We start from the raw sequence: 588 nt of genomic DNA, 5'->3' as shown, positions 1-588 counted from the left end.
GGCGACCACCGCGAACAGCGCGCCGATCAGCAGCGCGAATTCCAGCGAATAGCCCGAGCGGGCGATCACGAAGGCCCAGGACACCGACACCACCATCGTTGCGATCATCGAGACATCGATGCCCCTGGCGATGACGACCAGCGCCATTCCCAGCGCCAGGATGCCGAGAATCGAGACGCTTCTGATCAGGGCTAGGATGTTGCCGGGGCTGAAGAAGGACGGCAGCAGCAACGAGAACAGCACGAAGGCCAGCACCGCCAGCACCAGCACGATGCCTTCCTGGCTTTTGAGCAGGCTGGAAAGCCGAGCCTGATTTCCGTGTGCGGCCGCCTCGCTCACCGCTCAGGTCTCCTCTTTGCCCAGTCTGAGCAGGATTTCCCTGGCGCGATCGACGCGCACATCGTGATCCGCCGCAAGTTCCTTTGCCACCGCATCGATATTCGCGCCGCTCGCGCCCGCCACGATGGCTATGTTGCGGGCATGCAGCGCCATGTGTCCACGCTGGATGCCTTCGGTTGCCAGCGCCCTGAGCGCCGCCATGTTCTGCGCCAGCCCGACCGCGACGGTGACCTCGGCAAGCTCTTGCGC

2 pseudogenes are annotated in these 588 nt (G+C 64.5%); both read right to left on the bottom strand.

Annotated features, from left to right (window positions below):
• A pseudogene (locus EN749_RS36885) lies at positions 1-339 on the bottom strand (ABC transporter permease); the annotation flags it as partial.
• Positions 340-342: 3 nt separating this feature from the next.
• A pseudogene (locus tag EN749_RS36880) lies at positions 343-588 on the bottom strand (3-hydroxy-3-methylglutaryl-CoA reductase); the annotation flags it as partial.

Origin of the sequence: Mesorhizobium sp. M7A.F.Ca.ET.027.02.1.1 (assembly GCF_004022985.1) — a bacterium.
Classification (GTDB): domain Bacteria; phylum Pseudomonadota; class Alphaproteobacteria; order Rhizobiales; family Rhizobiaceae; genus Mesorhizobium.
The sequence above is the reverse complement of the archived record's forward strand: the minus strand, read 5'-3'. Positions and strand labels throughout refer to the sequence as shown.